Origin of the sequence: Methylobacterium sp. J-088, from assembly GCF_022829295.1 — a bacterium.
Classification (GTDB): Bacteria; Pseudomonadota; Alphaproteobacteria; order Rhizobiales; family Beijerinckiaceae; genus Methylobacterium.
In genome coordinates this window covers 1-23976 of sequence record NZ_JAKSYH010000246.1, presented here as the reverse complement: position 1 = coordinate 23976, position 23976 = coordinate 1, and the positions used below count along the sequence as shown (strand labels likewise).

The 23976-nt window shown below is 67.0% G+C and carries 21 protein-coding genes and 3 pseudogenes; 10 read left to right on the top strand and 14 right to left on the bottom strand.

The window, feature by feature from the left end; translation table 11 throughout:
* Positions 1 to 221, bottom strand: a pseudogene (locus tag MKK63_RS26285) (IS481 family transposase); the annotation flags it as partial.
* On the opposite strand from MKK63_RS26285, the pseudogene MKK63_RS26280 reads away from it, so the two are divergent.
* Positions 159 to 1187 (top strand): annotated as a pseudogene (locus MKK63_RS26280) (DAK2 domain-containing protein); the annotation flags it as partial. The pseudogenes MKK63_RS26285 and MKK63_RS26280 sit on opposite strands and share 63 nt — an antisense overlap.
* 66 nt (positions 1188 to 1253) lie before the next feature.
* A complete protein-coding gene (locus tag MKK63_RS26275) occupies positions 1254 to 2210 on the top strand; it encodes a D-2-hydroxyacid dehydrogenase family protein (protein ID WP_244006822.1) in 957 nt (318 codons plus the stop codon).
* A gap of 4 nt (positions 2211 to 2214) precedes the next feature.
* On the opposite strand, the gene MKK63_RS26270 is transcribed toward MKK63_RS26275, so the two are convergent.
* The 6 genes from MKK63_RS26270 to MKK63_RS26245 all read right to left on the bottom strand — a co-directional run bounded on the left by MKK63_RS26270 (position 2215) and on the right by MKK63_RS26245 (position 8610).
* Complete coding sequence (locus MKK63_RS26270; RefSeq protein WP_409564563.1) at positions 2215 to 3309, bottom strand: ABC transporter permease; 1095 nt, start codon at positions 3307 to 3309, stop codon at positions 2215 to 2217.
* Positions 3306 to 4229, bottom strand: a complete 924-nt coding sequence (locus tag MKK63_RS26265) for an ABC transporter permease (RefSeq protein WP_244006819.1) — start codon at positions 4227 to 4229, stop codon at positions 3306 to 3308. Before MKK63_RS26265 ends, MKK63_RS26270 begins: the two co-directional genes overlap by 4 nt.
* Entirely contained in the window at positions 4226 to 5812 is a 1587-nt protein-coding gene (locus MKK63_RS26260; protein WP_244006818.1) for a peptide ABC transporter substrate-binding protein, read from the bottom strand. The genes MKK63_RS26265 and MKK63_RS26260 overlap by 4 nt, the downstream gene beginning before the upstream one ends.
* 2 nt (positions 5813 to 5814) lie before the next feature.
* Positions 5815 to 6252 carry a GlcG/HbpS family heme-binding protein gene (locus MKK63_RS26255; RefSeq protein WP_244006817.1) on the bottom strand — a complete coding sequence of 146 codons (438 nt, stop codon included), beginning with the start codon at positions 6250 to 6252 and terminating at the stop codon, positions 5815 to 5817.
* Between the two features lie 151 nt (positions 6253 to 6403).
* Positions 6404 to 7432, bottom strand: coding sequence for an alpha/beta fold hydrolase (locus MKK63_RS26250; protein WP_244006815.1), 1029 nt, complete (start codon positions 7430 to 7432; stop codon positions 6404 to 6406).
* A gap of 104 nt (positions 7433 to 7536) precedes the next feature.
* The gene (locus tag MKK63_RS26245; RefSeq protein WP_244006814.1) at positions 7537 to 8610 is read right to left on the bottom strand and encodes a WcbI family polysaccharide biosynthesis putative acetyltransferase; all 1074 of its coding nucleotides are present in this window, start codon (positions 8608 to 8610) and stop codon (positions 7537 to 7539) included.
* Between the two features lie 190 nt (positions 8611 to 8800).
* On the opposite strand from MKK63_RS26245, the gene MKK63_RS26240 reads away from it, so the two are divergent.
* Entirely contained in the window at positions 8801 to 10132 is a 1332-nt protein-coding gene (locus MKK63_RS26240; RefSeq protein WP_244006813.1) for an MFS transporter, read from the top strand.
* Positions 10133 to 10811: 679 nt separating this feature from the next.
* Complete coding sequence (locus MKK63_RS26235) at positions 10812 to 11534, top strand: hypothetical protein (RefSeq protein ID WP_244006812.1); 723 nt, start codon at positions 10812 to 10814, stop codon at positions 11532 to 11534.
* An 11-nt stretch (positions 11535 to 11545) separates the two neighbouring features.
* On the opposite strand, the gene MKK63_RS26230 is transcribed toward MKK63_RS26235, so the two are convergent.
* Both MKK63_RS26230 and MKK63_RS26225 read right to left on the bottom strand, forming a co-directional pair.
* Positions 11546 to 11959, bottom strand: coding sequence for a LysR substrate-binding domain-containing protein (locus MKK63_RS26230; RefSeq protein WP_244006811.1), 414 nt, complete (start codon positions 11957 to 11959; stop codon positions 11546 to 11548).
* A gap of 62 nt (positions 11960 to 12021) precedes the next feature.
* Complete coding sequence (locus tag MKK63_RS26225) at positions 12022 to 12399, bottom strand: LysR family transcriptional regulator (protein ID WP_244006810.1); 378 nt, start codon at positions 12397 to 12399, stop codon at positions 12022 to 12024.
* Positions 12400 to 12487: 88 nt separating this feature from the next.
* Between MKK63_RS26225 and MKK63_RS26220 the strand changes: the two genes are divergently transcribed.
* On the top strand, positions 12488 to 13789 hold the full coding sequence (locus MKK63_RS26220; RefSeq protein ID WP_244006809.1) for an aspartate aminotransferase family protein: 1302 nt from the start codon (positions 12488 to 12490) through the stop codon (positions 13787 to 13789).
* A gap of 7 nt (positions 13790 to 13796) precedes the next feature.
* On the opposite strand, the gene MKK63_RS26215 is transcribed toward MKK63_RS26220, so the two are convergent.
* Entirely contained in the window at positions 13797 to 15662 is a 1866-nt protein-coding gene (locus MKK63_RS26215; protein ID WP_244006808.1) for an ABC-F family ATP-binding cassette domain-containing protein, read from the bottom strand.
* A gap of 304 nt (positions 15663 to 15966) precedes the next feature.
* Between MKK63_RS26215 and MKK63_RS26210 the strand changes: the two genes are divergently transcribed.
* The gene (locus MKK63_RS26210) at positions 15967 to 17034 is read left to right on the top strand and encodes an HD-GYP domain-containing protein (RefSeq protein WP_244006807.1); all 1068 of its coding nucleotides are present in this window, start codon (positions 15967 to 15969) and stop codon (positions 17032 to 17034) included.
* 28 nt (positions 17035 to 17062) lie between these two features.
* On the opposite strand, the gene MKK63_RS26205 is transcribed toward MKK63_RS26210, so the two are convergent.
* Positions 17063 to 17947, bottom strand: a complete 885-nt coding sequence (locus tag MKK63_RS26205) for a UDP-3-O-acyl-N-acetylglucosamine deacetylase (protein WP_409564564.1) — start codon at positions 17945 to 17947, stop codon at positions 17063 to 17065.
* A 278-nt stretch (positions 17948 to 18225) separates the two neighbouring features.
* On the opposite strand from MKK63_RS26205, the gene MKK63_RS26200 reads away from it, so the two are divergent.
* From MKK63_RS26200 to MKK63_RS26185, 4 genes are read left to right on the top strand one after another with little or no spacing between them, the layout of a single operon-like run.
* Positions 18226 to 18912, top strand: coding sequence for a Crp/Fnr family transcriptional regulator (locus tag MKK63_RS26200; protein WP_243920013.1), 687 nt, complete (start codon positions 18226 to 18228; stop codon positions 18910 to 18912).
* A gap of 4 nt (positions 18913 to 18916) precedes the next feature.
* Positions 18917 to 19972, top strand: coding sequence for an ABC transporter ATP-binding protein (locus MKK63_RS26195; RefSeq protein ID WP_244006805.1), 1056 nt, complete (start codon positions 18917 to 18919; stop codon positions 19970 to 19972).
* A complete protein-coding gene (locus MKK63_RS26190) occupies positions 19969 to 20877 on the top strand; it encodes an ABC transporter permease (protein ID WP_244006804.1) in 909 nt (302 codons plus the stop codon). The genes MKK63_RS26195 and MKK63_RS26190 overlap by 4 nt, the downstream gene beginning before the upstream one ends.
* Positions 20874 to 21647, top strand: coding sequence for an ABC transporter permease (locus MKK63_RS26185; protein ID WP_244006803.1), 774 nt, complete (start codon positions 20874 to 20876; stop codon positions 21645 to 21647). Before MKK63_RS26190 ends, MKK63_RS26185 begins: the two co-directional genes overlap by 4 nt.
* Before the next feature lie 814 nt (positions 21648 to 22461).
* On the opposite strand, the gene ureG is transcribed toward MKK63_RS26185, so the two are convergent.
* From ureG to MKK63_RS26170, 3 genes and pseudogenes are all read right to left on the bottom strand, one after another.
* On the bottom strand, positions 22462 to 23085 hold the full coding sequence (gene ureG, locus MKK63_RS26180) for an urease accessory protein UreG (protein ID WP_244006802.1): 624 nt from the start codon (positions 23083 to 23085) through the stop codon (positions 22462 to 22464).
* 9 nt (positions 23086 to 23094) lie between these two features.
* Positions 23095 to 23784 carry an urease accessory protein UreF gene (locus MKK63_RS26175; RefSeq protein WP_244006801.1) on the bottom strand — a complete coding sequence of 230 codons (690 nt, stop codon included), beginning with the start codon at positions 23782 to 23784 and terminating at the stop codon, positions 23095 to 23097.
* Positions 23771 to 23976, bottom strand: a pseudogene (locus MKK63_RS26170) (urease accessory protein UreE); the annotation flags it as partial. The pseudogene MKK63_RS26170 and the gene MKK63_RS26175, both read right to left, overlap by 14 nt.

The following is a 23976-nucleotide window of genomic DNA, read 5'->3' as shown; positions in this document are numbered from 1 at the left end:
GCGACCACCACCGCCTCGTCCTCTGGTGACAGCACCGTGGAATGCGTATCCTTCGGCGTCGTGCGCTGGTCGGCGACCGAGGTCCGCTTCTTCCACTTGGCGACGCTCTTCTGGTTGATCCCGTAGCGCTTCGAGAGCGTTCTCAGGCTCGCTTTACTATGCTGAACCGCTCGACTGACTTCCCCCGTCGTTGTGGCGCTGCCGCTACGCACTATGCCCATAACGCACCCCCCCCCTCCAAGGTGAATAGTGCACCATCAAACCCTGGGATCAACCATCTAGCCCTGAGGGTGGCCGGGCGCCTGTCCGGTACTGTGACAGGCGACCGGCTGGCGCTGCTCGTGAACAATCTCGGCTCCACTTCCGCGCTTGAGATGCAGATTCTGACCCGGGCGGTGCTGGCCACCGATCTTGGCAAGCGCGTCCGCCTGCTGATCGGGCCCGCGCCGCTGATGACGGCGCTCGACATGCACGGGGCTTCACTCTCGGTCCTGCCGCTGGATGATGCGCTCGAAGCCGCCCTGGTCGCGCCGGTGCCGCTGCCTGCTTGGCCCGGCGCGGTACGGATCGTACCGCCGACCCTCCACCCGATACCGGAGGGGCTGGCTGGCGAGACGTTCACACCGTCGCAGGATCCGGTCACGAGCGCCCGGATCGCCGCGGTCGCGCGGGCCCTGATCGCCGCGGAGGCAAAGCTCAATGCCCTCGACGCCAAGGTCGGCGACGGCGATGCCGGCACGACCTTCGCGGGCGCAGCTCGCGCCGTGCTGGCCGATCTCGAAGGGCTGCCGCAGGCCGATCCCGCTGCCCTGTGCCGAGCGCTGGCCGAGCGGATCGGCCGGGCGGTCGGCGGATCGAGCGGCGTGCTCGGCTCGATCTTCTTCGCTGCGGCCGCCGCTGCGTTCGCCGACGGCGCCGCTTGGCCGGATGCGTTGGCGCTGGGTGTGGCCCGGGTGCAGGGCTATGGCGGCGCCAAGCAGGGCGACCGCACGCTCCTCGATGCACTGATCCCCGCTGTCGACGCTGTGAAGGGTGGCGACCTCAGCGCGGCGGCCCAGGCGGCTCACGCAGGTGCCGAGGCCACCGCCGGGATGGATCGAGCCGGTGCCGGGCGCTCCAGCTACCTCGCCAGCGGGGATCTCGCCGGGGTGCAGGATCCCGGAGCCGCCGGAGTCGCGGAGGCGTTTGCAGCCCTGGCCAGCGTGCAGCGTGCCGCGATTGACCCCTGGTCAGACGCGGCCTACGCCATCGCCATGCGGACCTGCCTGATCCTCGACGATTACCAGCAGGTGGCCCTGCCGCTGGCTGACTGGACACGCCTTGCCGACCGGGTCGCGGTCTCCGCGATCTCGGAGCCTATCCCGGATCGCGAGTCTCTGGTCGCGCGGATCGATCAGGCCGAGATTTTGGTGATCATGCGGGAGCGCACACCGTTCCCGGCCGCTTTGCTCGAACGGCTGCCGCGGCTCGAACTGCTGGTCACGAGCGGTCTTCGCAACCTCGCGATCGATGTCGCAGCGGCGAAGGCGCAGGGCATCACAGTTTGCGGAACGGATTCGAGCCCGACGCCGCCGACCGAATTGACCTGGGCGCTGATCCTGGGCCTTGCCCGCCACGTCACTCAGGAAAGCCATGCGCTGCGCACCGGCGGCCCCTGGCAGAGCACCCTCGGGACCGATCTCGCGGGGGCAACACTCGGCCTGCTGGGGCTCGGCAAGATCGGAACACGGGTCGCCGCGATTGGGCGCGCCTTCGGCATGCGGGTGATCGCCTGGAGCCCGAACCTCGACGAGGGCCGGGCAGCCGTGGCCGGCGTCGAGCGCGCGGCCTCGAAGGAAGCCCTGCTGGAGGCGAGCGATGTCGTCTCGATCCACCTCGTGTTGGGCGAGCGGACTCGCGGCCTCCTCGGTGAGGCCGAGCTGCGCTGGATGCGGAAGAGCGCGTATCTGGTGAACACGTCGCGGGCCCCGATCGTCGATCAGGCGGCTTTGCTGCGGGCACTCGAGGAGGGCTGGATCGCCGGCGCAGGCCTCGACGTGTTCGAGACCGAGCCGCTGCCCGCTGATGACCCATTCCGCCGGCTGCCGAACGTGTTGGCGCTGCCGCATCTCGGCTATGTCACGCGGGACAATTACCGGACGTACTTCACCCAGGCGGTGGACGACATCGAGGCTTGGCTCGCCGGCTCTCCGATTCGGACCCTGACCTGAACCCTTATCCGGCCCGCGGATCCAGCGCGTCGGCGAGCCCGTCGCCGAACAGGTTGAGCGCCACCAGTGTGGCGATCAGGAACAGGGCCGGGGCGGCCAGCATGTGGGGCGCCGCCTCGATCGAACGCGCGCCATCTGCGACCAAGACTCCCCAACTCGTCTGCGGCTCCTGCACACCGAGGCCAAGGAACGACAGGAAGCTCTCCAGCAGGATCACCTGTGGGACCAGCAAGGTCGCGGTCACCGCGACCGGACCGAGGGTGTTGGGCACGATGTGGCGCGCGATGATGCCAGGCGCCCCGACGCCGAGCGCTTGAGCGGCGCGAACGAAGTCGCGCTCGCGCAGCGACAGCGTCTGGGCGCGGACCACGCGGGCCATGTCGAGCCATTCCACGGCCGCGATCGCCACCAGCATCAGCGTGAGGCTCGGGCGGAAGAATACCAGCAGCAGGATGACGAAGAACACGAAGGGGAGGGCGTACAGCACATCCACCAACCGCATCATCGCAGCATCCACCGCCCCGCCCAGGAAGCCCGCCGTTGCGCCGTAGGCGACCCCGATCAGCAGGGCCACGAGGCTGGCCGCGAGGCCGATCGCCAGGGACACCCTTCCAGCCGTCAGGCACCGGGTGAGCAGGTCGCGACCCTGCACGTCGGTGCCGAGCAGGAAATGCAGGCGCCGGATCGGCACCGCCACCACGAGGCTGCGGCCGCCGTCGCGCTCCTCCGCGATCGTGGGGGTGCCGAACAGCCCGGAGCGCGGAAGGTAGACAAGGCTGCGCCGGTCCACGCCCGAGTCGGAGCCGAGGGTGAGACGCAGGGTATCGCGGTCGCGCACCACCGCCTCGAGCCGAACCCGCATCCGGAAAGCGAGGCGTACCAGCGCCGGACCGAGATGGGCATCATCCGGCTGCGCTGCCACACCGGCCGGCAATTGGCGCAGGTCCGGATAGGTGCGGTCCGGATCGTGGCCGGTCAAGCCGGGGCCTACGAGACAGGCGAGTGCGATCAGGATCAGCACGGCAAAGGCTGCCAGCGCGCTGCGCATCCGAACGAGGCGGGTGAGGATCCGGCTCGCCGGGCGCGGCGCTGCCGTCACGTTGCGACCCGCAGGCGCGGATCGAGCCAGGCGCAGGCGAGGTCGGCCAAGAGATTGAGGGTAATCACCAGCCCGGCGACCAGCAGCACCGTCCCCATGACGAGGGTGTAGTCGCGGTTCAGCGCGCCTTCGACGAAGTAGCGGCCGATTCCGGGCAGGCCGAAGATCGTCTCGACCACCACGGATCCGGTGAGCAGGGATGCGGCCAGCGGCCCGAGATAGGCGACCACGGGCAGAAGTGCCCCCCGCAGCGCGTGCCGGGTGACGCGCATCGGCGGCAGGCCGAGGCTGCGCATGGTTCGGATCGGCTGCGTGCGCAGCACCTCGCCGAGCGAAGCCCGGGTCAGCCGCGCCAGGGCGCCGACCTGCGGCAGGGCCAGGGTGATCACCGGCAGGACGAGATGGCTCGGCGCGCCATCGCCCCAGCCGCTCAGCGGCAGCCAGCGTAAGGTGAGTCCGAAGGCGATCTGAAAGAGTGGCGCGACTACGAAGCTCGGCAGCGACACGGTCAGCGCCGCGCCGATGCCGAGGAGGCGGTCGATCGCGCCGCCGCGCTGGATTGCCGCCGCGATCCCGAGCCCGACGCCGAGCCCCGCCGCCAGCAGGAGAGCCAGTCCCCCAAGCGTCGCCGAGACCGGCAGGCCCCGGGCGATCAAGTCGAGCACGGGCATGTCCCGGAACGAGAAGGACGGCCCGAGATCGCCGTGCGCGAGTGACGCGAGATAGCTGCCGAACTGCACGATCAGCGGCCGGTCGAGTCCGTAGACCCGTCTCAGATTCTCCATCGCGCCCGGTGCCAGGGGCCGTTCCAAGTCGAACGGGCCGCCGGGCGCGAGCCGCATCAGGAAGAAGCTGACGGTGATGACGGCGAGCAGCGTCGGTATCGATTGGGCAAGGCGGCGGACGATGAAGCGGATCACGCGTCGAGCCTCAGGAAGCGCGTCGGCGCCGCGTTGCGGACATTCGGGTGATAGCCGTGCAACCGCGGCGCGATCAGCGCCTTCGAGCGGTAGTGCATCAGCGGGATCCAGGGCAGTTCGCGCAGCGCGATCGCTTCCGCGTCGTAGAGCAGGCCGGCCCGGCGGGCGAGGTCGCGCTCGGCGGCGGCCCGTGCCAGGAGCGCGTCGTAGGCCGGATCAGACCAGTGGCCGGCATTGAAACCGTCGTTCCCGGTCTGGAGCAGGAACAGGAAGTTCTGCGGATCGGCATAGTCGGCGATCCAGCTCATGCGCGCCACGTCGAAGTCGCCTCCGTCGCGCAGGTAGGCGAAATGGGTCTTGGCATCGGTGTAGACGTAGCGGGTCACGATCCCGAGGTCGCGCCACATCTCGCCGATCGCCACCGCGACGGTGCGGTTGTTGTCGCTGACGTTGAACCGGTACTCCACCGTGAGGGGCCGGTCCGGGCCGAAGCCGGCCTCGCCCAGCAGCCGGCGGGCCTGTTCCTCATGGTCGATCGGCAGGCCGGAGCGGCCCGGGGTCTCGGGCGGCGTCCGGTAATTGTCGAGACCAAGCGGGCACAGGGAATAGGCCGGACTCATGGTCCCGCCGTTCAGCCCAAGGGCCAGATATTCCCGGTCGATCACGAGGGACAGCGCCTGACGGACACGCCGGTCCGAGAACGGCGCCTTGCGGGTGTTCACCGCCAGGGCCGCGAGCCCGAGCGAAGGTCCGAGCACCACCTGGGTGCCGAACCGGCGGCGCAAGTCGCCGATCTGATCGGCGGGCAGGTCGGCGAGGGAGTCGAGTTCTCCGGCAGCGTAACGGCGCACGGCCGCCGCCAGGTCGGAGGTGGGCACGAAGTCGACCCGCCGGATCGCGACGGACGCCGCGTCGGGATGATGCGGATTGGCTTCCAGCTGGACCGCGCCGCCCGGCACGTTCCCCGTGAGCCGATAGAGCCCGTTGGTGACGAGGTTGCCCGGCCGGGTGAAGGTCTCGCCGTAGTGCTCCACCGAGGCCCGATGCACCGGCACGGCGGTCTGATGGGTGAGGAGTTCGAGGATATAGGGTGTCGGCTGTTCGAGTGTGATCGTGAGCTGGAGCGGGCCTTCCATGGTGATGCCGAGGGCGTCCACCGGCTTCTCGCCGCGATTGACCGAAGCGGCGTTGCGGATGGGGAACAGGATCTCGGCGTATTTCGCCCCCGTGGCCGGGTCGAGGATCCGGCGCAGCGAAAAGACGAAATCCGCAGCGGTGACCGGTCCGCCGTTCGACCAGCGTCCGTCGGGATTGAGATCGAACCTGAGCGTCAGGCCGTCCTCGGAGACGCTCCAAGCCCGCGCGGCCCCCGGAATGATCGCGCCCTCGTTGTCGTAGGTAAGGAGCCCATCGCAGAGGTCGCGCAGGATATGGGCTTCCGCCACCGTGGAGGAACGGTGTGGATCCAGGGTTTCGGGATCGGCATCGTTGCCGCGGCGGTAGATCGACTCCGATGCTGCGGCCGGACGCACGGTTGCGAGCACGGCAGCGCCCGCAAGCCAGTCGCGTCGGCGCGGGCGCATGATCAGGCGCCGGTCTCCGGCGCGAGGCCGGCCGCCTCGATGCCTGCGACCGCACAGATCTCGTCGTTGTCTGAGGTGTCGCCCGAGATGCCGACCGCGCCCAGAAGACGGCCTTCACCGGAACGGATCAGGACGCCGCCGGGCACCGGCACTAGCGCGGCGGGACCAGCCACATGGGTCACGGCCGCTACGAAGTAGGGTTGCGCTTCGGCGCGGGCATGGATCGCCCGGGAGCCGAGGCCCAATGCCAGCGCGCCGTTGGCCTTGCCGCAGGCGATCTCGGCCCGGCGCAGGGATGTACCGTCCTCGACCGAGACGCATTTCAGCGCCCCGCGGGCGTCGTAGACCACGACGGCCAGCGGCTTCAGGCTCCGTGTCCTGGCCTCCCGGAGTGCCGTATCGACGATGGTGCGGGCGGCTTCGAGGGTCAGGTCGATCATCGGTGTCCAGAACTTGCGTCGTTTTGAGCGGTGATCGCGACCTTATGGGTGGTGTTGCGGCGGGTCCACCGCCGGGGAGCACGGGACACGACCGTTTGTGCCGACAGGTCCGGTAAACGTGATGCGCATCGTCCTGTGCCGTCTGGCGGGATCACGCCGGGCGATCCGCCAGACCGCCCGTGATGCTCGCGAGAAACGACTCGTAGGCGGCCGTGACCGTCCCGGGCCGCTCGAAATGCGGGAACGCCCCGGTCGTCAAAGTGTCGATCCGCCAGTTCGGACGACCAGCGACGCGCGTCTCGTGCTGATAGTCGACGAAGTCGCCGCGCTCGCCATGGACCATCCAGACCGGCAGGCGCAGTCGCTCGTAGAGGCGCGTGGTGTCGGTCGGGAAGAGGTGGCCCGACACGAAGCAGAACGGTGCGTGCTCCGCCCCGGGCTGGTGGGCCGAAGCGTAGTCGTAATCGAGGAGCGCCTCGTCGATTTTCTTCGAGCCGAAGGTCTTCTGCAGGAAGAAGCGCATGCTCGGCCGCGTCACCAGCACATCGAACAGCGGCCGGCCGAAGGGCGGCCGGTCGAGGAGATTAAGCAGCCAGTCGCGCCCGCGGTGACCATCCGGCGGTCCATCGCCGGAAAGTTGCCCGTCGAAGCCCGTGGGGCTGATGAGCGCGAGGCTGCGATAGGCATCGGACCGTTCCAGGCTCGCCCGCGCCAGGAAGGAGGCGGACAGGGACAGTGCCATGGCGTCGACCGGGATGCCCCCGTGGCGATGCCGGATCTCCGCCACGATGGCGTGGATCGCCTCCACCATCAGCCGCGGTGTGTAGCGGCGGCGCGACCGTTCAGAGAAACCGAAGCCGGGGAGGTCGAGGGCGTAGACCGGCCGCGTCGTCCGGAAATGCAGATAAAGCGGCCGGACTTCGTAGGCGTTCGCTGCGGCGTTGATCGAGTGGATCAGCAGGAGCGGCACGCCCTCGGCTTCGGTCGACGCGTAGAACGAGAGGTCCCCGGCGCGCTGCGTTGCGATCGTTTCGCGACGGCCCGGCAGCGCCGGCGGAAGGGGCATTCGTTGGGCGACGCGGAGCCGGCTCCAAGCGAACAGACCGGCAGCCGAGCCGGCAAGCGTCAGGGCGGCCGCAGCTGCGGAGCGGCTGCTGCGTCGCCGAGGCTGAAGGTCCATCGGGCACCTCATATCGGGCACGCCGGTTCAGGCGTCGGGCGACAACGCCGCTGGACGCGGGAAGTGCCGGGCCGACGCCTCGCGATCGCCCGTGCCGTGATGCGCTACGAGGCGTGTCCGGCGAAGCTGCCGGACCCACCTGCGCTGACCGAGGGAACCCGCGTCGCTGGCCGGGTGGGAGCGTCGCCGCGGCCTGCCGCCTCGCGCAGGAAGTCGACCGTCGGCGCATCGTTGCGCCAACCTTGGACGCGTTGGGACACCAGAAGATTGCGCTCGCGTCGATCATAATTGGCGTAGGCGGCCGCCACGAACGCGGCGCGGCTCATCGTGCGGGCCGGCCCGGAACGCCGGGTCTCAGCTTTAAAGAACATGGCGCTGCCGGGAATGCCGTAATGCTGCGCGATCTCGGGGTAGACCGGCCAGCTCCCCTGGCCGCCCAGATCGTCCGGCAGGAAAGCATCAAGATCACATTCCTCGAACGGAATACCGGCCTTGGTCAGCAAACCCCGGGCAAGATCGGACACGACGAACAGTTTCGTGTGGTTGATCGAGTGCATGAAGCACCCGCGCCGCGCCCAGCGAGTCAGATGGGTGTCGAGGTCGTAATCCGCCTGCCGGCCCAAACTCCGCAGGTAGGCCACCGATTCATCCCAGAGATCGAAGTAGCCGAGGCGCTCGAACACCGCCTCGGAGAACAGACGCAGGGCCTGAGCCTGCGAGAAGCCGGCGAGGTAGGCGTAGAGCGTGATCGCCGAATGCGAATGCCCCATCGGGCCGGAGATCAGGCCGTTCAGCGTCACGGCGTCCTGCACGCCGACATGGATCAGGTCCGGGTGGTAGGCCCCGAACACGATCGTCGGGATCAGCCGCACCTTCGGATGGGTTCGCAGGGTGTCGATCGTGCCACCGCCCTTGAAGCGCGGCAGGTAAATGCTTGAGAAGACGTGGTCGTACCCGTCCGCATGCGCCATCAGGTCGGCAAGCCGCGGAAAACGCCGTGCCGCCGTGAAGGCCGACACGAAATCCACCTGCGCATCGGGCAGCAGATAGCGCATCGCCTTCGCGATCGCGCCAGCTTGGCACACGCCGATGACGAGGATCCGCGGCGCTCCGGTCCGTTTCTTCCCGAACTGCGCGAGGCGGTGCCGCGCGCGCCAAAGGCTATCGACGGTCAACATGCCGCTTCTCTCGCATGTCCGTACGCCGTGGGCAAACCGCAGCCGTCGGTTGAGATCCTTGGCGAAGCCTCGGCGTTTTCATCCCTCGGTGGATGCCACGAAATGACAGACCCACAACGCTGTCGCCGTTCACGGCTGGCCTGCGCGGAATGACCCGCTCATGCCTAACGACGACGCGAGGAGAACAGGCATGGCCCCGACGCAGCCTTCGGAGGCGATCCCGGAGATCGAGCGCGCGACGCTGCGTCGGGTGACCGGGCGCATCCTGCCATTCCTGATGCTCGCCTATTTCGTGGCGTTCGTGGACCGGGTGAATGCCGGCTTTGCGGCCTTGCAGATGAACCACGATATCGGGCTTTCGGCCGCACAGTTCGGGCTTGGCGGTGGCCTGTTCTACGTGTCGTACGTGTTGTGCGAGGTGCCGAGCAATCTCGCCATGGAACGGTTCGGCGCCCGGATCTGGATCGCCCGGATCATGATCACCTGGGGATTGGTCTCAGCCTGCATGGCGTTCGTGGTCGGGCCGTATTCCTTCTACGCGGTGCGCCTTCTCCTAGGTGCCTCGGAGGCCGGCTTCTTTCCGGGCGTGATCCTGTACCTGACCTACTGGTTCCCGCGCGCCTATCGGGGGCGGATCGTGGCCGTCTTCATGGTGGCGATCCCGATCTCCAGCTTCCTCGGCTCGCCAATCTCAGCCGCGATCCTCGACACCGACGGCATGCTGGGTCTGCGCGGCTGGCAATGGCTGTTCATCCTGGAGGCGGTGCCGGCGGTTCTGCTCGGCTTCGCGGCCTTCTTCCTGTTGCCCGATGGCCCCGGCTCGGCACGGTGGCTGACGCCCCAGCAGAGCGCGTGGCTTCAGGAGAGGCTCGCCGCCGAACGCGCCTCCGTGGTGCTGGGTGAGGCTGCGCCGGCGCGGCACCTCTCGGTCTGGCAGGTCATGCGCAACCGTTACGTGCTCGCCGCTTCGCTGATCTATGCCGGTGCCTCAGGGGCCAGCCAGTGCCTGTCGTTGTGGCAGCCGCAGATCATCAAATCCTTCGGGTTGACCAACCTGCAGACTGGCCTGCTGAACTCGATCCCGTTTGGCGTGGCCTCGGCCCTGATGATCCTGTGGGGCCGCTCCTCGGACCGGAACCGCGAGCGGGTGTGGCACACGGCGCTCCCCCTGGGATTGCTGGCACTGAGCCTTGCCGCCGCGATCGCCACGACGCAGCTGCTGCCCACGATCCTGATTCTGAGCCTCGCGGTGACTGCGACCTATACGGTGAAGGGGCCGTTCTGGGCGCTGTCCACGGAATGGCTTTCGGCCGGGGCCGCCGCGGCCGGCATCGCGCAGATCAATGCGATCGGGAATATAGGCGGTTTCGTCGGGACCTACATGCTCGGCGTCATCAAGGACGCAACCGGCAGCTATCCGCTGGGGCTCCTCCCCCTGGTCGTCCTTTCGGGACTGGGGTGCCTCCTCGTGCTCGGTCTCGGCCGCAGGCGGAAGCCGCCGGCGCAGGTCATTCGGGCCTGACCGGACGTGCTGCATCCGCAACGGGAAAACCAGCCGAAATGAAATAACGAACGATTGTACCTGATGGTGCTTCGACACGGCACCGATCAGGAATGTACTCGTCCAAGCTGCTAGGCCCGTAGCTTGGTCATGGTCAAGAAAAATTACTCGCCGCTTCCGCAGAAAATCTTGTTCGGACAGTGTTTTTAGGACGCGTCACATCGTTGACATGCAAGCAGTCAGGCGTAACATTACGAACTTGGAGCATGAAGCTCCAAGATGCGCTGCCCGCGGACATGATGGCCGCAGGGTTGCTGATGGTCGAGGCATCAATGCTCGTCCGCCCAATTCTCGTGCAACGATAGCGGCATCGCATCGGCCCGCAGGCCAGCGCCATCGGCCGGTCTCTTACCGTGGGTCGAAATATCTATCTGCGCCTTCCTGAACGAAGGCCAGCCAGTGTTCGGTACGCGGATCCGAAAACGAATTCTTCCGTTGCCGACGCCGCGACCTAAAGATCGATACGTGACGCGACATCATCGGCATGTGCCGCGCGCAGAAACAACACTGGAAGATATATTGGCGAAAGTCCAATATATGCTCAAGTTTATATCCTTATGGCCCAACGACAATCAATAAGACAAGCTCAAGCGGGGAGGTTGCTAGTTTCCGATTGGCTCTGCGGGTGGGGGAATGGGACATGGATTACGTACCGTCGACGGCCGCGGTCGCAGCAGCCGCGCAGAAATCTCAGCCGGACGATGCGGCCGCGTTGGCATCATTGAAAGCCGTTGCGCCGGTTCAGCCCAAGGCAATCGATCCGCGGCCGACCTACACGCTGGCGCCGGGAACTGCCGACGCCATGCTGTCGCTGGCAAACACGAAGACGCAAGCGGTCAGCACAGCGGAGTTCGAGACACGATACGTCCACGCCTCCCAGATCACGGAGGCCGCTGCGGCCGTCGTGACAGCGCCTGTCGTTTCGCCGGAGCCCGCCAAGGCGGTCAGTGCGTCGAACCGGAATTGGATCGAGGATGTTCGGCTCGAACACAGCCCGACCAGGAAGGTCGGGGCCGACACGATCGTGCAATACGATAATCCGCGGGTCATGGCGGCGTGGAGTGCGGCTTTTCCGGATGTGCCGGACCGGAAGTTTCGCGGCCTCACGATGGCGGACACGAACGTCAAGCCCGAGACGCGCAAAGGATCGACCATCAAAGAGCAGACCATACTTGAAAAAAATATCTACCTGCTTTGTGACACGGAGAATTACAAGGCCTTCAGCGACACTCACCCGGACACGCACATCAATTGGATTCCCGTGGACAACGAAGAGATCCTTCTATTCTGGCCGAACGATCGCATCGGGGACGAGGCGCATGGATTGAGTAAACCGGTCCACCGTCCGCCTGAGGAGGGTTGATCGACGCGGCCTCACAGAGCCGGAAGGATTTCTCTGGCATGCCGAGCGAAAGCGCGTGCCAGGGGCGAGGCATGCCGCTCCTCGATCCAGATCGTTATACCGATTCGCGCCAGCGGCGGTAAACCGCTGGCGGCTATGAGGATCCGCAAATCGGCCGGGACCGCGGAACGGGTCAGCACCGCGACGGCCTGGCCGGAGCGCACCACGGCCAGAAGTCTGGACCGGCTGCCGCTCGCGTAGGCGATGCGGTAGCCGCGTCCGGCGCGGTCGAGGGCGGCGACGGCGGCCCGGTGGTCGAGGGTATCGGGATCGCCCAGCGCCAGCGGGACGGGATCAGTCCAGAGACCTGACTGGTCGCGTGGCACCACCCAGACGAGATTTTCGCACCGCAGGATCGCTCGATCGGCCGCGAGCGGGACCGACACGAGGGCGAGGTCGAGGCCGCCGCGATCGAACTACGCCTGGAGACGGGGCGTCGATCCGCAGATCACCTCGATCGCCGCCGCCGGGTGGTGTTGTGCGAAACCGCGCAGCAGGGTCGACAGGAAGGCTTGCGCGTCGTCGTCCGGGCAGCCGAAGTGAGCGTCCCGCTCAAGCTCCCGTCGGAAAATTCCGCCAGGGCCTCGTCGTGCGACGACAGGATGCGGCAGGCGTGGATCAGAAAGCGCTCGCCCTGCACGGTCGGCACGGCGCCGCGGCCGGTCCGCGTCACGAGCGGCTGGCCGACGAGATCCTCCAGCCGCTTCATCTGCATGCTGAGCGCAGCTTGGCTCCGGCCGATTCGGCTCGCCGCTCGGCTGAGCGCGCCCGTCTCGGCCACGCTGGCGAAGCTGCGCAGGAGGTCGATGTCGAGGCTGCGTGTCATCAGCGCCGCTGAATGCTCCCTCCAAAACTATAAGCTGCTTGGCGATCCACGACTCCCCTAACATGGCCGGCAGCGAGAAGGAGCAGCCATGACGCGGAACGACGATCCGGATTTCTGGGCACGGGCGCGCCGACACCTGATCCGTTACGGCGGGGCCTTCGCGCCGTTGATCATCGAGCGCGCGGAAGGCAGCTTCGTCTACGACGCCGACGGCCGAAAAATACTCGATTTCACCTCCGGCCAGATGAGCGCGATCCTGGGCCATGGCCATCCCGAGATCGCCGCCGTGGTTGCGGATCACATTGGCCGGCTCGACCATCTGTTCAGCGAGATGCTGACCCGGCCTGTTGTCGACCTCGCCACCAAATTGGCCCGACTCGCGCCCGGCGAACTCGAACGGGCCCTGTTGCTGACCACCGGGGCCGAGGCCAACGAGGCCGCCCTCCGCATGGCCAAGCTTGCCACGGGCGGCTGGGAGGTGGTGAGCTTCGCCCAGTCTTGGCACGGAATGACCGCGGGGGCGGCGTCGGCGACCTACAGCGCCGGCCGGAAAGGCTACGGCCCGGCCCCGACCGGGTCCTTCGCGATCCCGGCGCCGAACGCCTATCGCCCGGCCTTCGAGAAGGACGGCGTGCCCGACTGGCGGGCCGAACTCGATTACGCGTTCGCGTTGATCGATCGGCAATCGACCGGCAACCTCGCGGCCTTTCTCGCAGAGCCGATCCTGAGCTCAGGCGGCATCATCGACCTGCCGCCGGGCTACCTCGCCGCACTGAAGGGTAAATGCACCGAGCGCGGCATGCTGCTGATCCTTGACGAGGCCCAAACGGGGATTGGTCGCACGGGACTGATGTTCGCCTGCGAGCGCGACGGCGTGGTGCCCGATATCCTGACACTCTCGAAGACGCTGGGCGCCGGCCTGCCGCTCGCGGCCGTCCTGACCACGCCGGCAATCGAGGATCTCTGCCACGCGCGCGGCTTCCTCTTCTACACCACACACGTCTCCGACCCGCTCCCGGCGGCGGTGGGTCTGAAGGTGCTGGAGATCGTCACGCGGGACGGATTGGTTGCGCGGGCTGAAGAAGCTGGCGCCCGGCTCGCCACACGGTTGCGCGCCCTCCAGCAACACTTCGCCTGCATTGGGGACGTGCGCGGCCGCGGACTGCTTCAAGGTGTCGAGATCGTAGCGGACCGGGCCACGAAGGCTCCAGCGCCGGAACTTGGCGACGCCATCACCCGGCGCTGCCTGGAATTCGGCCTCAGCATGAACATCGTTCAATTGCCCGGCATGGGCGGCGTGTTCCGCATCGCGCCGCCGCTCACCGCCACAGACGTTGAGATCGACCTGGGCGTCGACATTCTCGAGCGCGCGCTGGATTCCTGTACGTAGCCAGCGCTCACGCCGCCTCGATCTCGCTGCTGACCACCAGCCATTCCTCCTCGGCGGCAGCGAGCGCGCTGGCCGCGTCCGCACGCATCTTGGCGATCTCGCCGGCCTTGGCGGCATTCTCCCGGAAGGCAGAACCATCCTCCAGGGCCGCATCGATCTTCTGAATGGCAGCGGTCAACTTCGCCATGCGCGCCTCGATGGCTTCGAGTCGCTTACGCAGCGGTGCTAGGGCGGCGCGGCGCTCGACCCCCGCCCGGCGTGCTTCGGCCTTCTGGCCGCCGGCGGGCTCCGCCTCCCGCTCGTCGTCCCGGTCCGGGCCCGCCAGAACGAGGCGGCGGTAATCGTCCATGTCGCCGTCGAAGGTCTTCACGGTGCCGTCGGCCACCAGCCACAGCCGGTCTGCGCAGGCCTCCACGAGGAAGCGGTCGTGCGAGACAAGGATGACGGCCCCCTCGTAGTCGTTGATGGCCTCGACCAGCGCCTGCCGGCTCTCGATATCGAGGTGGTTGGTGGGCTCGTCGAGGATCAACAGATGCGGTCCATGGAAGGCCGCCAGCCCCATCAGCAGCCGCGCCTTCTCGCCGCCCGAAAGCTTCTCGACCGGCGTGTCCGCTTTGTTGGCGCCGAAGCCGAGCCGGGCGGTGGCGGAGCGAACCTTCGCCTCGGGCACGTCGGGCATCAGGGTCCGAACATGCGCATAGGCGCTCTCGGAGGGGCGCAGCTCATCGAGTTGGTGCTGGGCGAAATAGGCGACCTCCATCTTGGAAGAGCGCTTTACCTCGCCGGCGACCGGCCCGAGACGTCCACCGATCAGCTTGCAGAATGTCGACTTGCCGTTGCCGTTGGCACCGAGCAGCGCCACCCGGTCGTCCGGGGCCAGGCTGAGATCGAGGCCCGTCAGCACGATCCGGTCGCCATAGCCGGCCTTCACCCGCTCCATCGCGACGATCGGCGGCGACAGCGGCTTCTCGGGGCTCGGCAGGTGGATCACCGGCACGTCGTCGTCGAGCAAAGCCGCGATCGGCTCCATCTTGGCGAGGCGCTTCATCCGCGACTGCGCTTGGCGCGCCTTGGTGGCCTTGGCCTTGAACCGGTCGATGAAGCTCTGCAGGTGCGCCCGCTCGACATCCTGCTTGGCCTTTGCCTTGGCCTGGAGCACGCGCTTCTCGGAGAGCTGCTTGGCGAAGCTCGTATAGCCGCCGCGGTAGATCGTCAGCTTGCCCCGGTCGAGATGCAGGATGTGGTCGACGCTGGTGTCGAGCAGGTCCCGGTCGTGGCTGATGATGATCGCGGTGCGCGGGTAGCGCTCGAGGTAGTCGTAGAGCCACAGCGTGCCCTCGATATCGAGGTAGTTGGTCGGCTCGTCGAGGAGCAGTAAGTCCGGCTCGGAGAACAGTACGGCAGCCAGCGCCACTCGCATTCGCCAGCCGCCCGAGAAATCCGCGCAGGGCCGGCCCTGCGCGGCGGCATCGAACCCGAGGCCATGCAGGATCGCAGCGGCGCGGGCTGGCGCCGAGTGAGCGCCGATATCGACGAGCCGCGTTTCGATCTCGGCGCGGCGGAGACCATCGGCGGTCTCCGCCTCCGCCATCAGCCGGGCGCGCTCGGTGTCGGCGGCGAGCACCACCGCATGCAGCGTCTCCGGGCCGGCCGGGGCCTCCTGGGCGACCGCACCGATCCGCATGCCCTTGGGCAACGAGACCGATTTCGCGTCCACCGGAAGGTCGCCGAGAATCGCCTTGAACAGCGTGGTCTTGCCGGCGCCATTGCGCCCGACGAGGCCGACGCGCGCGCCCTCCGGGATCGTGAAGCTCGCGGCATCGAGGATCAGGCGGTCGCCGAAGCGGTAGGTGAGGTCGTTGACGCGCAGCATGGCGGCGTTCTGGCTGTCCGGAGGCAGAGAGGCAAGCTCCCGCCACTGGCCGTACCGCGTGCAGCGCCGCAAACGGTCTGGAAAATGACCTCGTCGCTGAAAGCTGCTTCGAGGGGGCAGCCTTTTAACGGAATCGCATCACTCCCGAAGCAAGGTCTTTCATCGAGCCAGTTTCACAATTCAGAGCCCATCGCAGGTATGGTGTCGGACATAGCAGCAGACCGCAGCGCCATTGCATGCTTTGGTTGGTCCTGCCCTGATCTGACCGATTCGGGCTTGGCCCGGGATTGAAAGGAATCAAGTCTTGCGTCGGACTCTGATCCTGACCGACGATTTGGGCCGCGGCGAACGATTGGCCCGCAATCTCGGCGCCGATGCGGGCGTTTTGCTGCATGACCTCTACGGCGATGACGCACCGCCTGCGGGATCCGGTCTGATCATCAGCGACGTCAGCGCGCTGACCTCCGAGTCCGTTCGTCGCCTGCGCCAGGCCCTTACGGTCGCGCGCAGCCCAGATACGCCGTTCCTGGCGCTCGTCCACGGCAATCTCGGTCGCGGCGAGATCCAGGCTACCGCTCTGGGTGCGACCCGGGTTCTGCCGGCCTCCGCAGCGCATGCCCTGCTGCTGAATACGGTCGCCGGCCTGACGGCGGTCGGCGCGGCGCAGCCAACAAAGCGCATCAATCTGAATGAACAGGCCGCGGCAGCCCGGGAGGTCTTTGCCAGCATCTTCCGCGCCGACGGACCGCCGAGCGCGGCGACGGTCGAATCAGGCGCCGCGCTCGTCAATCAGGCGATCCGCGAGACTAAGATCCGCGACTGGCTCGCGGTGGTCGCGAGCTTCGACGACAACACGCATCGCCATTGCCTGAGTGTGGCCGGACTGGCTGCGGAATTCGCGCGGACGCTGGGTCTCAACGAGTCTGATTCGCGCCATCTGGTCAAAGGCGCGCTGCTCCACGATATCGGTAAGGCGAAGATCCCGCGCGCCATCCTGAACAAGCCGGCGCCGCTGACGCCCGAGGAGCGGCGGGAAATGGATCGCCACCCCGCCATCGGCCACGCGATGCTGGTGAACGGGAATTACGATCCCCTGACCCTGGCGGTCGTTCGCTCGCATCATGAGTACCTCGACGGGTCGGGTTACCCGGATGGCCTTTGCGGTCAGGAGATCCCAGACCTCGTGCGTCTGATCACGATCGCCGACATCTTCGCGGCGCTGATCGAGGCGCGGCCCTACAAGGCTCCGAAACCGGCTCGGGAGGCCTATGCGATCCTCAAGTCCATGGGGGCGAAGCTCGACGGCGATCTCGTGCGCGCCTTCGCGGCTGTCGCCAGCGCGTGCGACGTGCCGCAGCGCGCCTCGGCCTGACCGCCGAAGGCTCACCAGCCCCCCGGCCTCAGGCCAGCTCCCAGGCTGCCCGGTCCAGCATCAGCGCCGCCACGAGGGCGTGATTCAACTCATGCCCGGTGTGGCAGGCAGTGACTTTGCCCTCGACCCAATGGCCCGTCAGAGCGAGGTCACCGACGAGGTCGAGCACGCGATGACGCACGGGTTCGTCCGGGATGCGTAGGCCGCCGAGCACCCGATCGCGGATCAGGAGCGCGGCGGAGGCGGTCGAGACGCCCTGCAAGAAATCCCGGCCCGTCACGTAGCCGAAGGCCCGCCCCGCCATGGCGCGCACGTATCGGCCGAAACTCCGCGACGGTGCGATCTCCCGCTCGAACGTCTCGGGCGTGATCGCGCCGGACCAGTCGAGGCCCCCGATATACGCCAGCTCGATATGTCCCGTGACGTGGAGGCCGGTGCCGGGTTCGATCCGGATATGCCGCCGCCCACTCCTGACCGACACGGCGCGCGGCACCCGAATGGCCCGGCAGCCGTGTGGCTGCTCGCGTCGCCCCGCTGCGCGGATCGCCTCGCACCAGGGCGTGGCGCTGCCGTCGAAGATCGGCAACTCGTCGGCGTCGATCTCGACCAGCGCATTGTCGATCTGGAGGGCACTCAGCGATGCCAGGAGGTGCTCGATCGTACGAACGAGGATGCCCTCGCGCCGGAGTGCCAAGGACAGGGGCTGCGATTCGCGGTACTGCCAGAGAGCCGGCACGTCGATGGTGCGTCCATCCTTCAGACGGCGGCGGAAGACGATGCCGTGACCCACCGGTGCCGGACAAACCCGGACAGTGGCGTATCGACCGGAATGGAGGCTTCGCCCGGATCGCTCGAAGGGTAGCGCCAGCGTGTCTTGTTGCCGGTTAGCCTGGTTGTGCGGGGCGAACCAGATCGCGCCAGGATTGAGACGTGTGATCGACAAGGCACGATGAATCGGCACCGCCCGCTGCGGCGGCTTCGGCGTGTAGCTCAAATATCCTGATCCACGCTAATAAACTCCTGTTCACCCGAGGCCGGCTTGACCGGCCAGCCCGTGACGGTCACGATCCCCTCGGCCCGAGGGCTGAGCGCCATTGCGGCGGTGCCCGGGCTGCCTTCGTCCCCAGATCTGCGGCCGGCACCCGTTCGGGCAGGAATGAAGGCCGGACTGGCGTTGAGGGAACCGGATTGATGGCGCGGCTGGGGACGATACCCTTCTTCAAGGATCCGGGAATCGAGCTCAGCGCGTACGAGTCCCGCTGCCACTGGCGCCGCTTCGACGAGAACGAAGTCCTGGTCGACTTCGACGACATCTCGACCGACGTCTATTTCATCGCCTCCGGCGAGGTCCGCATCCTCAATCGGACCCAATCCGGCAAGGAGGTGATCCTCGGCGAGATGCGGGGCGGCGCGTTCTTCGGCGAGTTGGCCGCCATCGACGGGATCGGCCGTTCCGCCAACGTGACGGCGCTGACCCGCGGCGAGGTCTGCGTGGTGCCAGCTTCGGTGTTCCGGCAGATGGTGTTCGCCTCGGAGGCCATCGCCGATCGTCTATTCCGCCTGCTGGCCAAGCGCGTGCGCGAGCTGAACACGCGGCTGATGGAACACGCGTTGCTCGACCTGAAGCACCGCCTCTATGCCGAGCTGCTGCGCCTCTCGGTGCCCCGGTCGGGCACCTCGGGCGAGCGGGTGGTCTCGCCGCCGCCCTACCATCACGTGCTGGCGGCGCGGATCGGCTGCCGACGTGAGCAGGTCACCCGCGAATTTACCGCGATGGCCGCCGAGGGCTTGGTCGACAGAACCCGCGGCGCGCTCGTTCTGCGCAGGCCCGATCTGCTCGAAGCGCGCGTTGCCGAAGCGCTGCGCGAGGATTCCTGATCTCTTGTCGAGCCCGCCGCCGCGATTAGTCCTGGACGGCCTGACCAAGGATTTTGGCCACGACCGGGCCGTCGATGACGTAACGCTCACGCTGGAACCCGGCGAGTTCTTCTGCCTGCTCGGGCCATCCGGCTGCGGCAAGAGCACCCTCCTGCGCCTCATCGCAGGATTCGAGCGGCCGAGTGCCGGCCGGATCCAGCTGGGCGACCAAGATCTCTCCGGGCTGCCGCCGCATCGGCGCCCGGTGAACATGATGTTCCAGTCCTACGCGCTGTTCCCGCATATGAGCGTGGCGGACAATATCGCTTACGGCCTCAAGGGAATCGGTAAGGCCGCTGTCGCTGCGCGGGTGGCAGATCTTCTGCGCCTCGTGCGCCTCGAAGGCTTCGGCGGACGCCGTCCCGAGACGCTTTCAGGCGGCCAGCGGCAGCGTGTCGCCCTGGCTCGGGCGCTCGCGCGAGAACCGAAGCTTCTGCTCCTCGACGAGCCCCTCGGTGCCCTCGACCGGGGCCTGCGCGAGGAAACCCAGGGCGAACTGCGCGCCGTGCAGCGTCGCCTCGGGACCGCCTTCGTGGTCGTAACGCACGATCCCGAAGAGGCGATGATGCTTGCCGATCGGATCGGCGTCATGGAGGCCGGACGGCTGGTCCAGATCGGGCCGCCGGCCGAGCTCTACAGGCGGCCGGCCAACCGCTACGTCGCAGGCCTCCTGGGCGACGTGAACCTGATACCCGGGCGCCTCGGCCCGCACGGATCCGGGGACGACCGTTTCGTTGAGACCGCGCATGGTCCGATCCAAGGGATCGTGGCGGCTTCTTTGGCCAAGGGTGCCGCCGTGGTGGTGGCGGTGCGCCCGGAGGACCTGGTGCTCGGCGCTGAGGGCCTCCCGGTCACGGTCACCGAGACGACCTTCCTGGGCGATCGCCTGCGCTCCACCCTGCGCCTGCCGGACGGATCCCCCTTGCGGGCGAGCACGCGCTCGACCAACGCGCCTATACCGTCAGGGTCGGAGACCCACGTTAGCTTCGCAGTCAAGGCAACGATGATCCTTCCGGCATGAGGGAATTGCGGCGCCCTGTGTTCGATCGGCTGCTTCGCCTGCCGCCCTTCCTGTGGCTGACCATCTTCTTTTTTCTGCCCTTCGCGATCACGCTCAAGATCAGCCTGTCGGAGCCGGCGACCGCCATACCGCCCTACCTGCCGGTCCTCGACTGGCACGGTGGCCTCGACGGTTGGTCGAGTTTCCTCGAAGCCCTGAACCTCGACAATTACGCTACCCTCTATGCCGACCCGTTCTACCGCGACGCCGCCCTCGGCTCCCTGGGCTATGCGGCGCTCGCAAGCGCCATCCTCGTGGCGACCGGCACGCCGCTGGCCTACGCACTGGCGCGGGCGCCATCGCGCTGGCAGCCCTTGCTGGTCGCGCTCGTGGTCGTCCCGTTCTGGACGAGCTTCCTGATCCGCGTCTACGCTTGGATCGCGATCCTGAAGTCCGAAGGACTCCTTAACCTCATTCTGCTCCGGCTCGGACTGATCAGCGCGCCGCTGACAATCCTGAACACCGACGCGGCGGTGATGATCGGCCTCGTCTACGCCTATCTGCCTTTCATGGTGCTGCCGCTCTACGCGGTGATGAACCGTCTCGATCCCACCCTCCGAGACGCCGCCGCGGATCTCGGCGCCTCGCCGACGCGGGTGTTCTGGAGCGTGACGCTGCCACTCAGCGTGCCGGGTATCGTGGCCGGTGCCGGCCTGTGCTTCATCCCCATGGTGGGCGAGTTCATCATCCCGGATCTCCTCGGCAGCTCGGAGACCCTGATGCTCGGCCGTGTGCTGTGGACCGAGTTCTTTTCGAACCGGGATTGGCCGCTGGCCTCCGCGGTCGCCGTCCTGATCCTCGCCATCGTGATCGTCCCGGTCGTGCTGTTCCGCGACAGCCTGCAGGCAGGCGAGGAGGGTTCGTGACCTGGGTGACGCGCACCGCCTTGATGGCCGGGCTCATCTTCCTCTACGCGCCGATTTTGGTGTTGATCGGCTACTCGTTCAACGCCTCGCCGCTGGTCACCGTGTGGGGGGGATTCTCGACCCGTTGGTACGTTGAACTGCTGTCCGACGCGCCGCTGCTCGCCTCGGCCTGGGTGTCGCTGAAGGTCGCGGTTCTGGCGAGCTTGATCGCGACTCTGCTCGGCACACTGGCCGCGCTGGTGCTGGAGCGGCAGCGCCGCTTCCGGGGCAGGGCCCTTTTCACCGGCCTCGTTCTCGGACCGATCGTCATGCCGGAGGTGATGATCGGCCTGTCGCTCCTGCTGATGTTCATCGGCATCGGTCTCGACCGCAGCCTGCTCACCATCGTGATCGCGCACGCCACCTTCTGTACCGGGTTCGTGGCCGTAGTGGTGGCGGCGCGCCTGCGCGGCCTCGACCGGTCACTGGAGGAGGCCGCGGCCGACCTCGGCGCTGGGCCGATGCAGGTGCTGATGACCATCACCCTGCCGCTGCTTGCGCCGGCCCTGGTGGCCGGGGCGCTCCTCGCCTTCACCCTGTCGCTTGACGATCTGGTCATCGCAAGCTTCGTCTCGGGTCCAGGCTCGACGACGCTGCCGATGCGCCTCTACAGCCGCGTCCGGCTCGGCGTGAACCCGGAGATCAACGCGGCTTCGACCATGCTTGTCGGCCTTGTGAGCGCGGCGGTGCTGGTCGCGTCCTGGCTGACGGCGCGCCAGGAAAACCGCTGACGCCGAGCCTTCACGCGGTCCCTGGCTCCAGGCCCATCTCACGACTGACGCGTATGGAAGCCAATCGCCAGCGCGAAGCGGACCAGAGCAGTGAGAAGCGCGATGCTCATCGCCGAATTTCGCGCTTACGATCCCCAGGTCTGCCTAGATGATCAGCGCCATCGAGCCGAGGTGGCCGGAACACTCGAGACCAATCAAGGCAGGAGAAGCGGGAGCCCAAAGACGAAAACTAGACCTGGCTCAGCAATAAAAAGCCTATAAGGATACCGATCAAAAATTTAACGGAGAGACGCTGCATATTTTGTATGCGCTATACTATCCAAAAGTGCCTGATAATTCGGGTTGGATCAGTCTTCATTGGCTGTCAGTCGCAGCGCGCGGACAGCATCAATCACCGAATCGTGTGCTGCCGCACACGGCTACGGTTTGGCCGCGCTTATGGATTTGAGACCCGTCTCAGACACGGCAGATGGTGAGGCACGTCACCCATGGCCCGCACGCTGACCCTGCTTACCCTGATTGCTTGTCTCGTCGCCCCGGTCGCCGAAGCCCAGCCGGCACGGGGACCGATCAAGCCTCCGCCTAACGCCGCCCTCAAAACGCGCGACACTGTGCTCCGCGACTTCGACGCCCGCATGAGCCGCCTGGATGGGTTGATGGGCGTGCCAACGGCCCATGCGGTACGGTCGCGCTCCGCTCAGGCGGGTCGCTAGTGCTCTGACGCATTCACCTCGTTCATGCGAGTGAGCACTAGTTCTTCGGTTTTGCATAAATTTTTCCAGACTCTGCTGACGCCTCCGTCTGGATCGATGCACTAGCGGCCCGCTCCCAACCCACCCGCTTCCTCGATGAAACGCGCGACTCTGTCGGCGCCAGTTCCTTCGCGCAGGGACGCGAACACGTAGGGCCGCGTCCCCCGCATCCGCTGCGTATCAGCCTCCATGACCGACAGGTCCGCTCCGACCAACGGCGCGAGGTCGGTCTTGTTGACGATCAGCAAGTCAGACCGCGTGATGCCGGGACCGCCCTTGCGCGGAATTTTCTCGCCCCCAGCGACGTCGATCACATAGAGGGTGATATCGGCAAGTTCCGGCGAGAAGGTCGCCGCGAGGTTGTCGCCGCCGGATTCGATGAGGACCAGATCGAGCTTCGGAAAGCGCCGACTCATCTCGGCCACGGCGGCGAGGTTGATGGAGGCGTCCTCGCGGATCGCCGTGTGCGGACAGCCGCCGGTCTCAACGCCGAGGATGCGTTCCTCCGGAAGCGCGCCCGCCACGGTGAGGATCCGCGCATCCTCCTTGGTATAGATGTCATTGGTGATCGCGCAGATCTCGTAGCGGTCTCGAAAGCGCTTGCAGAGCTGCTCCATAAGGGCGGTCTTACCGGATCCGACAGGACCGCCGATTCCGACGCGAAGTGGTCCGTTCGATGGGGTCATGCTGCGCGCTCAAGATCGGAAGATGCGGGAATACTGGGTCTCGTGACGGAAGGAGCCGAGATCGAGGCGGATCGTTGCCGCGCCGAGAGCATCGAGATCCGCGTCCTTGGCCCGGATCGCCAATGCGACTAAGCGCGGAGCAAGGGCTGCGATGATCCGTGTGCCGGCCGTTTGACCGACCGGTGCCGCCCGTAGGGCCGCCGAGACGAGGTTCTGCATGAAGGCGAGCCCATAGGCGGCGAGCGTAGCCTCGGGTGCCAAGCCGTGCGCTCCGGCGGAAGCGCCGACCGCTACGGGATAGGCGACCGGGCCCGACAGGTGAGGGGCCACGGCCGACAGGGATGGGCAGGGCCACGCCCCGAGGGTCGCGTCCAGGAAGCTGCGGCCCTGCTGACTCGTCTCCAGATGCAGCTCACGAGACGGGGCCAAAGCCAGGGCGAGATCGTTGAGCGAGGACAGCGCGTTTCCATCCTCAGCGTGCGCGGCCCGATGGGCATGGCGCGCCAGAATGAGGTCGTTGCGCAGCGATCCGTACGCGCAGACATCCCCCAGCCAGCTCAGGAGACTCGCCTCGTCACGGATGTCGCCGGCTTCGGCGGCCCATTCCAGGCCATGCGAATATGCATAGGCGCCGACCGGATAGCCCGGCGACAGCCAAGCCATCAGTCGGAGCGCGTCCGGCATTTCAACTACCAGCATGGGAATGGTCGTGGTGGCCATGCTCGTGACCGCCCGCGTAGGCGCCACCTTCGGGTTGGAAGGGCCGCTCCACGTGGACCGCGGTGCCGCCGAGGCCCCTCACCATCGCAGCGAGTACGTGATCGTCGGCGATCCAGATTGCGTCCGCACCGATCTCGGCCGGAATGTGCCGGTTGCCGATGTGCCAGATGA